The organism is Novosphingobium sp. (assembly GCF_041915465.1).
GTDB lineage: Bacteria > Pseudomonadota > Alphaproteobacteria > Sphingomonadales > Sphingomonadaceae > Novosphingobium.
Genome location: NZ_JAYSBK010000026.1, coordinates 24,251 through 34,733, shown reverse-complemented (window position 1 = coordinate 34,733; position 10,483 = coordinate 24,251). Strand labels below are relative to the sequence as shown.

The window sequence follows — 10,483 nt, the reverse complement described above, 5'->3', positions numbered from 1 at the left end:
AGATCCTTGGCACCGAACTGGCCCAGGAAATGACCGAACTGGCCTATCGTGCGGCAGGGACGGTCGGCACGATCTATCAGCCCCATGCCACCCGGCCCGGCGCGGAAGTGCACAATTACACGCCGCCGGAAGATGGCTTTACCGTGGGCGAGGCTTGGCAGGCCGTGGCGCCGCTGCGCTATTTCAACGAACGCGCCGGTTCGATCTATGCCGGATCGAACGAAATCCAGCGCAACATTCTGGCCAAGCGCGTCCTGGGCCTGTGACCGACATTCGGGTGCCGGGTCGCTGACCGGGCACCCGACGCGGTTTTACCCTCAGGCGAGGGTGAGGTCGCGGTAGCGCGCGAGGTGCCGGTCGGCGTCGCCGAACTGGTTTTCGATCGCGGTGGCGCGGCGGAAATAGTGGCCAACGCGCAGTTCCTCGGTCAGCCCCATCGCGCCGTGCAGCTGCACCGCTTCCTGGCCGACCTTGCGCACGGCTTCGCCGACGGTGGTCTTGGCGGTTGAAACCGCTGCGGGCTGATCGACCTTGAGCACGGCGAGCAACACCGCTGCCGCCGACTGTTCGATCAGCATCCGCATATCGACCATGCGATGTTGCAGCGCCTGGAACGAGACGAGCGTCTGACCGAACTGCTTGCGCTGCTTGGTATAGTCGATCGTGTCGTCAAGTAGGGTGCGCATCAGGCCGACCCCCTCGGCGCAGACGGCGGCGGTGCCGGCATCGATTGCCGCCACCAGGGCGGCCCCTGCCGCCTCGCCAACCGCAAGCGGCGTGCCCGGCGCGTCGGAAAGCGTCAATTCCAGCGCGGGGTGATCGTCGATCAGCCGGACTTCGCGGCCGGCAACGCCGCTGGCGCTGGGATCGACCACGAACACGCCCGGTCCCTGCGCGGTGATCGCGCTGACCAGCAGAACATCGGCCTGCCCGCCCCACCGCACGGCGCACTTGGCACCGGTGATGCGCCAGCCGTCTGCGCCTTCGCTTGCGGTGGTGCGCAGGCTCAAGGGGTCACCGCGGCCCTGAACTTCGTCCCAGGCCGGGATGACGAGCTTTTCGCCCGAAGCGATCTGCGGTCCCAGCGGGCCTTGCGGCGCGAGCCGCTCGAGCAGGGTCCCTGCGATCACCGCGGATTCGACATAGGGGGTAGAGGCCAGGGCTGCCCCCAGCGCTTCCATCACCACCATGTGTGCGCTCATGCCGGCGCCGAACCCGCCCCAGCTTTCCGGCAGGCCCGCGCCGGCCAGTGTCAGCGCGCCATCGAGTTCGCGCCAGAAGGCCAGCTGCGCGGCGGGCGCGCGCAGGGTGGCGCGGCGTTCGAAGGGCAGGTGCTGGCCCAGCCAGCCGGACAGGCTTTCGCCCAGCATTCTGAGATCGTCGTCGAGTTCGAGATTCACTTCCAAGATCCCCCGGCGTGATATTTGTTATCAGTTCTGATAACGCCTAGCCGTCTTTAAGCAAGCCCCGCATCAGGATTTCGACGGTCTGTTCGCGGTAGCGCAGATGCAGCGCCTCGTCGGCGCGGGGCTCGCCGCCGAACACGGCCGAGATGGTGAAGCGGTTCGAATAGAGGCCGTCCGCCGCGCCGATCGTGTTGAAATAGAACAGCTTGGGGTCGATCTGGCGAAATTCCCCGGCCGCGATGCCTTCGGCAATGATCCGTTCCTGGGCCCGCGCGATCGGCTGCAGCAATTCCTCGCCGATATGGCGCACCCGCACCGGATCGGCTTCGCGCACCATGACCTGGATCAGCCGGTTGAGATAGGGGATCGCGTAATAGGTATCGACGATCCCGCGCAGGTGAATCCGCATCCGGTCGGTCGGAGTGACCTTGAGCGAGAACAGCCGGTCAAGCTGGCGGATCCGGCGATAAACGTCACGATCGAGCAGGGCGAACAGCAGCCCTTCCTTGCTGCCGAAGAAGTAGCGGATCATCGCGTGGTTGACCCCGGCGCGCGCCGCGATGTCGACGATCCCGATCTCGACCGTGTCGTTTTCCCGCATCAGCGCGCTGGCTGCGTCGAGCAGGGCATCCCGACTGTTTTCGCGCTGTGGACGCGCATTGGCTGGCGCTTGGACAGAGGCCTTCGTCATTCCGGTCGTGTCCGCGAAAGTTGCACGGAATGCAAGTCCATTCGGGGCTCTCGAACATGCTCACTATCATGATTGATAGTATGCCTATCGCGTGATAGCTAGGGATCGCAAAAGCAATAACGAGGGAGTGAATCGATGAAGCCTGTAAAGCGTTATCTGCCTGTCCTGCTGCTGGGAACGGCGCTTGCCACCCCTGCACTTGCCCAGGAATCGGCTCAGGGCGATGGCCAGGATGCCGCCAATTCGACCGAGATCGTCGTGACGGCCCAGCGCCGCGAACAGGCGCTCAGCGATGTGCCGGCTTCGGTTCAGGCGTTCAGCGGCGAAAAGCTGCGTGATCTGCGCGTGACCTCGACTGAAGACATTCAGGCGGTGGCCCCCAGTCTCAACGTCTCGCGCGGGTATCAGGGCGTGCCGATCTACACGCTGCGCGGCGTCGGCTTCAACACGATCAACCTTTCGGCCACCTCGACTGTCGGCACCTACACGGACGAAGTCGCGCTGGCCTATCCCTTCATGAATTCGGGCCCGGTGTTCGATATCGAGCGCGTCGAAGTGCTCAAGGGGCCGCAGGGCACGCTCTATGGCCGCAACACCACGGCGGGTCTGGTCGATTTCATCACCGCCAAGCCGAAGGACAAGCTTTCGGCCAGCCTCGCGGTCGAAGGCGGGAGCGAAAAGACCTTCAACTCGGAAGGCTATGTCAACCTGCCGATGGGCGAGGATACGGCGCTGCGCCTGGCGTTCCGCACCGAAGACAGCTGGGCCGGCTGGCAGCACAGCGTCAGCGGCAATGGCGATCTGGGCGAAGTGCACCGCTATGGCGGGCGCCTGACCTTCCGCTCGCGCCCGGTCGAGGGCATGAAGATGGAACTGGGCATCAGCGCCTGGAAGAACAAGTCCGACACGCTGGCCGGGCAGGCCGTGGGCTTTACCCCCAACACCGATCCGGCCAACGCCACGGTGTTCAGCCTGTTCAACGCCCCGGGGCTGCCGGCGTTCATCGCCGCGCACAAGGATAACTGGACCAACGACACGGCCGACTGGGCGCCCTATGCGGTGCGCTCGGTGGATATCGGGCGCGGTGCCGGCATCGCCAACAAGCCCGCCGAGGATGACTGGTTCCTGGGCCTGCGCGGCCTGTTCGAATTCGAACTGACCGACAACCTGACCTTCGTCTCGCTGACCGGTTATAACAAGGTAAAGCGCGACGCGACCTTCGACTGGTCGGGCGCGCCCTATGAAATCCTGATCCAGCACGCCGAAGGCCAGGCTGAATCGATTTCCCAGGAAATGCGCTTTCAGGGCAAGACCGGCCCGGCCGAGTGGGTGGTCGGCGGCTATTACGCCAACGACAAGGTGATCGATACCAACCAGACCCTGCTTGGCCAGAATGCCAACGTCGGTGCGGTTCGCGCGATCACGCTGCTCTACGGGCTGCTGTCATCGCCGTTCAATTCGAACGGCTACACCGTGACCGACGTGATGCAGTCGTTCCGCACCTATCGCGACCGTGCGAACTTCGACGTCGAAACCAAGAGCGTCTTCGCCAGTGCCGACTGGAAGCTGAGCGAGGCGCTGACGCTGACCACGGGCATTCGCTATACGCGCGACACCCAGGACTACGTGGGCTGCTCGGCCGATATCAACGGCTCGATGCTGCCCAACGTCAACCTGTTCAACCGCGCGTTCTTCTACACCGCCTATGGCACTTTCACCGCGCCGATCAGCGCCAACCAGTGCAACACGTTCGACGTGGCGACCGGCACCTTTGGCGAAGTGAAGTCGAAGCTTGACGAAGACAACGTGGCCTGGCGCGTGGCGCTGGGGTGGAAGGCTGGCCCCGACACGCTGGTCTTCGCCTCGGTCTCGCGCGGCTACAAGTCCGGCTCGACCCCGGTCAACGCGGCCAACATCGCCACGCAGAACCGTCCGGCCAGGCAGGAACAGCTCACTTCCTACGAACTGGGCGTGAAGTCTGCGCTGCTCGACCGCCGGGTCAACATCAACCTGACCGGGTTCTACTACGACTACCGCGACAAGCAGCTCGCGGTCTATTTCGCCGACCCGATCTACACCACCCTGCTGCGCCTCGACAACATTCCCAAGTCGCGCGCCTATGGTCTTGACGGCGACGTCAGCATCCAGCTGACCGACCACTTCAACGTCGCGCTGGCGGGCACCTGGCTCAAGACCGAGATCCAGGGCTATGTCGGGATCAACGCGGCGGGCGCGACCTTCAGCTATGACGGCGCGACCTTCCCGCTCAGCCCGAGCTTCTCGGGCGCGGCGACGGCAACCTACGATACGCCGATCACCGAGACCCTGGGGCTGCGCTTCACGCTCAATGGCCGCTATCAGGGCAAGGCGAAGAACACGCTCGAAGACAGCCCGCAGCTCAACCTCAAGGGCTTCGGCGTGCTCAACGGCAGCATTTCGCTCTACAATCTCGACAACAAGTGGGACCTGTCGATCTGGGGCCGCAACCTCACCGACGAGTATTACTGGGTGTCGGCCGCGACCAACGCCAACACGGCGGTGCGCTTCCCCGGCCACAGCCGCACCTGGGGCGCGACGCTGCGGTATAACTTCAACTGATTGCCCGCGGGCAATGGCCTGAACCACAACAGCGGCCCGGCAGCATCCCTGCCGGGCCGTTCGGTTTGCGGCACAGGTCTGACCGATTTTCGGCAATCGCGCGGCGCTGGATCAGATTAATCGGTAAACACGATTACTGACTGCCCAACTTTCAATTGGAAAATCGTGCCCAAAGGTTTCATCTGGCGTTCGCAACATCCGCCGGGCGAGTCCGGCTCCAGCCAGAAGGAAGCAATTTCATGGGTATCATCGGCAGCAAGATCAAGCCGTTCACCGCGCAGTCCTACCACCAGGGCAAGTTCGTCGAAGTGTCGGACGCCGACACCGCCGGCAAGTGGTCGGTGTTCTTCTTCTACCCGGCCGACTTCACCTTCGTCTGCCCGACCGAACTGGAAGACCTGGCCGACCAGTATGCCACCCTTCAGGGCATGGGCGTCGAAGTCTATGCCGTGTCGACCGACACCCACTTCAGCCACAAGGCCTGGCATGACAGCTCGCCGGCCATCGGCAAGATCAACTACCACATGCTGGGCGACCAGAACCACACCATCTCGAACAACTTCGGCGTGCTGCGCGAAGGCCAGGGCTTGGCCGACCGCGCGACCTTCGTGGTCGATCCGGATGGCGTGATCCAGGTCATGGAAATCACCTGCGAAGGCGTTGGCCGCAATGCCGAGGAACTGGTCCGCAAGATCAAGGCCGCGGTCTATGTGCGCGAACACCCCGGCCAGGTCTGCCCGGCCAAGTGGGAAGAAGGCGCGGCAACCCTTGCTCCGTCGATCGACCTCGTCGGCAAGATCTGATTTCTCTCGCTCCGGGGTGCGACCGCCCCCCCCTCCGCACCCCGGAGCACCCCCCTTTTCAAATTCCCCCACCAGTTTTGATGCCGATCAGTTGCACCGCGGCGCGGTTGCGGCACAGGTTTGGCATGTCCAGGAATCCCGACCATGCTTGACGCCGCGACCACCGCACAGCTGAAGACCTATCTCGGCAACCTGCGCCGTCCGATCGAGCTGGTCGCCAGCCTCGATGACAGCGCCAAGTCCGCCGAAATGCGCGAACTGGTGAGCGAGATCGCCGCCCAGTCGGACCTCGTCACTGCACGCTTTGACGGCACTGACGCGCGCCGTCCCTCCTTCGCGATCCGCGCCGACGAAGGGCGCGCCGAAGCCGTGTTTGCCGGCTTGCCGATGGGGCATGAATTCACCTCGCTAATCCTCGCGCTGCTCCACGTTGGCGGCCACCCGCCCAAGGAAGAGGCGGACCTGCTGGACGCCGTGCGCGCGCTGGAAGGCGAATTTCACTTCGAGACGTTCTTCTCGCTCACCTGCCAGAACTGCCCCGATGTCGTGCAGGCGCTCAACATTATGGCCGCGCTCAATCCGGGCGTGACCCACGTCGCGATCGACGGCGCGCTGTTCCAGGACGAGGTGGAGCGGCGCAAGGTCATGGCCGTGCCGATGGTGTTCCTGAACGGCGAAGTGTTCGGGCAGGGCCGGATGGACCTGGCGCAGATCATGGCCAAGCTCGATACAGGCGCGGTCGCCCGCGCGGCGGAAAAGATCGCCGCGAAGGACCCGTTCGACGTGCTGGTTGTCGGTGGTGGCCCCGCCGGGGCCGCAGCGGCGATCTATGCCGCGCGCAAGGGCATCCGCACCGGCGTCGCCGCCGAACGCTTTGGCGGGCAGGTGCTCGACACCATGGGGATCGAGAACTTCATCTCGGTTCCGCACACCGAAGGGCCCAAGCTCGCCGCGCAGCTCGAACAGCACGTCAAGGACTATGAAGTCGACGTGATGAACCTGCAGCAGGCTGTGGAACTGGTCCCTGCCGCTGCTCCCGGCGGCCTCCAAGAAGTGAAGCTCGCCAGCGGGGCGAGCCTCAAGGCCAAGACCGTGATCCTTTCCACCGGCGCGCGCTGGCGGCAGATGGGCGTGCCGGGCGAAGAGGAATACCGCAACAAGGGCGTGGCCTATTGCCCGCACTGCGATGGTCCGCTGTTCAAGGGCAAGCGCACGGCGGTGATCGGCGGCGGCAATTCGGGCGTCGAGGCTGCGATCGACCTTGCCGGGATCGTCGCGCACGTCACCCTGATCGAGTTCGACGCCCAGCTGCGCGCCGATGCCGTGCTGCAGGACAAGCTGCGCAGCCTGCCCAATGTCACCATCATTACCTCGGCGCTGACGACCGAAGTGCTGGGCGATGGCGGCAAGGTGACGGGCCTGCGCTACAAGGACCGCGCCAGCGAGGCCGAACACGTCGTCGACCTCGAAGGGATCTTCGTGCAGATCGGCCTTGTTCCCAACAGCGAATGGCTGAAGGGCACGCTCGCCCTCTCGCCGCGCGGCGAGATCGAAATCGACGCGCGCGGGGCCACCAGCGTGCCGGGCGTATTCGCGGCGGGCGACGTGACGACCGTGCCCTACAAGCAGATCGTCATCGCGATGGGCGAAGGGGCCAAGGCCTCGCTCGCGGCCTTCGATCACCTGATCCGGAACTGAGCGAGTTCACGCGCTAAATGGAAAAGGGCCGCACTCCAATGGGGAGTGCGGCCCTTTCTGTTTGTTCAAGCCAAGGCTCAGGCGTCGGCGCGGGCCTGGGCGATTCGGGCTTCGAGCGCGTCCTGCTGGGCTTCCAGCGCGGCCGGGATCCGGCCGAGCTTGGCCAGGTCCGCGCGGTTGGCGGCGGCTTCTTCCTGCCACTGTTCGGGGTCCATCGCGAACAGGGTGGCCATCGCTTCGTCGCTGATGTCGAGGCCCGACAGATCAAGCGCGCCCGCTTCGGGGATGCGGCCGATCAGGCTGTCCTTGGCGCCGGTCTTGCCTTCGCAGCGCTCGATCGCCCACTTCAGCACGCGGGCGTTGTCGCCAAAGCCGGGCCACAGGAACTTGCCGTTCGCATCCTTGCGGAACCAGTTGACCAGGAAGATCTTGGGCAGGTTCGCACCGCCGTTGGCAGCGCGCTTGGCCATGTCCATCCAGTGGCCCATGTACGATCCCATGTCATAGCCGCAGAACGGCAGCATGGCGAAGGGATCGCGGCGCAGCGCGCCGATCTTGCCTTCGGCCGCAGCCGTGCCTTCCGAGGCGACGTTGGCGGCAAGGTACACGCCGTGATCCCAGTCGAAGCTTTCGACCACCAGCGGCACCGAGGTGGCGCGGCGGCCGCCGAACAGCATCGCCGAAACCGGCACACCGGCCGGATCGTCCCATTCGGGCGCGATCGACGGGCACTGCGCGGCAGGCACGGTGAAGCGCGCGTTGGGATGCGCCGCCGGGGTGCCGTTGGCCGGGTCATAGGGCTTGCCCTGCCAGTCCATCATGCCTTCGGGCGCGGTCTTGGTCAGGCCTTCCCACCAAACGTCGCCATCGGCGGTCAGCGCGGTGTTGGTGTAGATCGCGTTCGAATGCAGCGTTTCCACCGCGTTCTTGTTGGTGTTGGGGCCCGTGCCCGGCGCCACGCCGAAGAAGCCCGCTTCGGGGTTCACGGCATAGAGGCGGCCATCCTTGCCCAGGCGCATCCAGGCGATGTCGTCGCCCACGGTTTCGACCTTCCATTCCGGCAGGGCCGACTGGAGCATCGCCATGTTGGTCTTGCCGCAGGCCGATGGGAACGCGGCGGTGACGAAGTGGACGTTGTTTTCCGGCCCCGTCAGCTTGAGGATCAGCATGTGTTCGGCCAGCCAGCCCTCGTCGCGGGCCATGACGCTGGCGATGCGCAGCGCCAGGCACTTCTTGCCGAGCAGCGCGTTGCCGCCATAGCCCGAACCATAGGACCAGATTTCGCGCGTTTCGGGGAAGTGGACGATCCACTTTTCATCGTTGCAGGGCCACGGCACGTCCGGCTGGCCATCGGCCAGCGGCATCCCGACCGAGTGCATGCAGGGCACGAAGAAGCCGTCTTCGCCCAGCATGTCGAGCGCGGGCTTGCCCATGCGGGCCATGATCTTCATCGACAGCACGACATAGGGGCTATCGGTCAGCTCGATCCCGACGACCGAATGTTCGCTGCCCAGCGGACCCATGCAGAACGGCACGACATACATCGTGCGGCCCTTCATGCAGCCGTCGAACAGGTTGTGCATGGTCTTGCGGGTATCGGCGGGGTCGCGCCAGTTGTTGGTCGGGCCGGCATCTTCCTCACGCTCGGAGCAGATGAAGGTGCGGCTTTCGACGCGGGCCACGTCGCTCGAGTCCGAGCGGGCATAGAAGCTGTTCGGACGCTTTTCAGGATTGAGCCGGACGAGGGTGCCGGCATCGACCAGCTGCTGGGTCAGGCGGTTCCATTCCTCGTCGGAGCCATCGCACCACACCACTGCATCGGGGCGGGCAAGGGCGGCCATTTCACCGACCCAGGCGACAAGCTTGGCGTGCTTGGTCGGGGCGGTGGCGGCGAAATCGGGCATTTCAGATCTCCGTTGGCGCATTCGTATGCAGGGACTCGTTCAAGCCCCCTAGTTCATCGAATTCACGGAGTCTGCAACTTTGCGACATGAAGTATCGAATTTCTGCACAGGCATTCGCTTTTTGTTGCGGTGCAGCGGGCTGGCCTGGGGTCAAAACGGCAGGTTGAGTCTGGCCAGAGCGCCTTCCATCAGGCTCGCGATCTGATCGGGCCGCGCGTGCTCGAGTTGCAGTTTGCCGATCGATACGCTGGTTTCGACCACATCGCGGCAGCGGTCGAACCGGCGCTCCTGATAGGCGATCAGGGCGGCATTCACGCTGTCCGCGCGCGCCAGTTCCTGGGCCAGCACGATCGCGCTTTCGACCGCCATGCCCGCGCCCGAGGCAAGGTGCGGGGTGGTCGCGTGGACGGCATCGCCCAGCAGCACGACCCGCCCGTTATACCACGGACGCGGCTGCAGCACCGCGGCGAGCGGTCGATAGTTGATCCAGTCATCCATCGTCATGTTGTCGCGGATCCACCCGGCATTGCCGCCGAACGGCGCGAGCAGCTGCTTGAGCGTGGCATAGAGTTCCGCCTGGTCCATGTGCTTCTCGCGCGGCTGGTGCGCGGTAAGCATGAACATATAGATCGAATCCGGCCCGCAGATCGTGATCCCGGCGGGGTTCTCGTGCCCGAAATAGAATTCGCCCATGTCGAGCTCGGGCGGCTTCTTCATCGAAATGCGCCAGCAGCCTTGTCCGGTGGGCACGGCCGGCCCCATGTGCGGAAAAGCGATCTCGCGCACGCTCGAGAACACGCTATCGGCGCCGATCACCAGGTCATAATGCCCGTTCGTGTCGTCCGAGAACCGCACATCGACGCCAGCGCCGACGGTTTCGAGCGCGCTGACAGTCAGGCCCAGCCGCACCGGAATGCCGAGTTCGCGCACGCGCTGTTGCATGATCTCGTGCAGCACCGGCCGCATGATCCCGCCCGTGCCAGGCACGCCCTCCTCGATCGCGGGCTCATCCAGCACGCGCAGCACGGTCCCGTCGAACAGGCGCACGCGCGATGCGCTGGTGACTGCACCCTGCTGCTTGATCTGATCGATCAGGCCAAGGTCGCGGTAGGCGCGCAAGGTCGGCCCGGTAATCGTGATTCCCGCGCCATAGACGCGCCAGTCGGGGTCAAGGTCGATCAGGCTGGCCGCCACCCCGCGTTCTGCAAGGGCGATTGCCGCCGCCATGCCGCCAATGCCGCCGCCAACCACAAGTGCGGTGGCGATGCTCTCGATCTTCTCCCCGGTCATGCTGCGTGACTAGACGATTGCCGACGAGAGGCAAATTCGAACCATGGATAGGTAGTCATCAATACAATCGGTGCGACCTGCGCGACGGGCATC

The 10,483-nt window shown here is 64.7% G+C and carries 7 protein-coding genes and 1 pseudogene; 4 read left to right on the top strand and 4 right to left on the bottom strand.

What is annotated here, in order from left to right:
• Positions 1-266 (top strand): annotated as a pseudogene (locus tag ACE3SN_RS06785) (acyl-CoA dehydrogenase); the annotation flags it as partial.
• Positions 267-317: 51 nt separating this feature from the next.
• On the opposite strand, the gene ACE3SN_RS06780 reads toward ACE3SN_RS06785, so the two are convergent.
• Together ACE3SN_RS06780 and ACE3SN_RS06775 are read right to left on the bottom strand one after the other, a co-directional pair.
• The gene (locus ACE3SN_RS06780) at positions 318-1,400 is read right to left on the bottom strand and encodes an acyl-CoA dehydrogenase family protein (protein ID WP_374528659.1); all 1,083 of its coding nucleotides are present in this window, start codon (positions 1,398-1,400) and stop codon (positions 318-320) included.
• 46 nt (positions 1,401-1,446) lie between these two features.
• Complete coding sequence (locus ACE3SN_RS06775) at positions 1,447-2,097, bottom strand: TetR family transcriptional regulator (protein ID WP_374528658.1); 651 nt, start codon at positions 2,095-2,097, stop codon at positions 1,447-1,449.
• A 135-nt stretch (positions 2,098-2,232) separates the two neighbouring features.
• Here ACE3SN_RS06775 and ACE3SN_RS06770 point away from each other — a divergent pair, with 135 nt between their 5' ends.
• From ACE3SN_RS06770 to ahpF, 3 genes are all read left to right on the top strand, one after another.
• Complete coding sequence (locus ACE3SN_RS06770) at positions 2,233-4,695, top strand: TonB-dependent receptor (RefSeq protein WP_374528657.1); 2,463 nt, start codon at positions 2,233-2,235, stop codon at positions 4,693-4,695.
• A gap of 239 nt (positions 4,696-4,934) precedes the next feature.
• Positions 4,935-5,498, top strand: coding sequence for an alkyl hydroperoxide reductase subunit C (ahpC, locus tag ACE3SN_RS06765; RefSeq protein ID WP_374528656.1), 564 nt, complete (start codon positions 4,935-4,937; stop codon positions 5,496-5,498).
• Positions 5,499-5,642: 144 nt separating this feature from the next.
• Positions 5,643-7,196 (top strand): alkyl hydroperoxide reductase subunit F, encoded by a 1,554-nt coding sequence (ahpF, locus tag ACE3SN_RS06760; RefSeq protein WP_374528655.1) that lies wholly within the window; start codon positions 5,643-5,645, stop codon positions 7,194-7,196.
• Positions 7,197-7,273: 77 nt separating this feature from the next.
• Here the strand turns inward: ahpF and ACE3SN_RS06755 are convergent, their stop codons facing one another.
• Positions 7,274-9,100 (bottom strand): phosphoenolpyruvate carboxykinase (GTP), encoded by a 1,827-nt coding sequence (locus ACE3SN_RS06755; protein WP_374528654.1) that lies wholly within the window; start codon positions 9,098-9,100, stop codon positions 7,274-7,276.
• Positions 9,101-9,250: 150 nt separating this feature from the next.
• The gene (locus ACE3SN_RS06750; RefSeq protein WP_374528653.1) at positions 9,251-10,390 is read right to left on the bottom strand and encodes an FAD-dependent monooxygenase; all 1,140 of its coding nucleotides are present in this window, start codon (positions 10,388-10,390) and stop codon (positions 9,251-9,253) included.
• Positions 10,391-10,483 lie beyond the last annotated feature (93 nt).

Excerpts from the sequence above, each read along its gene's own strand:
- ACE3SN_RS06775 (WP_374528658.1), bottom strand. The coding sequence starts at position 2,097 with ATGACGAAGGCCTCTGTCCAAGCGCCAGCCAATGCGCGTCCACAGCGC.
- ACE3SN_RS06770 (WP_374528657.1), top strand. The coding sequence starts at position 2,233 with ATGAAGCCTGTAAAGCGTTATCTGCCTGTCCTGCTGCTGGGAACGGCG.
- ahpC (WP_374528656.1), top strand. The coding sequence starts at position 4,935 with ATGGGTATCATCGGCAGCAAGATCAAGCCGTTCACCGCGCAGTCCTAC.
- ahpF (WP_374528655.1), top strand. The coding sequence starts at position 5,643 with ATGCTTGACGCCGCGACCACCGCACAGCTGAAGACCTATCTCGGCAAC.
- ACE3SN_RS06755 (WP_374528654.1), bottom strand. The coding sequence starts at position 9,100 with ATGCCCGATTTCGCCGCCACCGCCCCGACCAAGCACGCCAAGCTTGTC.
- ACE3SN_RS06750 (WP_374528653.1), bottom strand. The coding sequence starts at position 10,390 with ATGACCGGGGAGAAGATCGAGAGCATCGCCACCGCACTTGTGGTTGGC.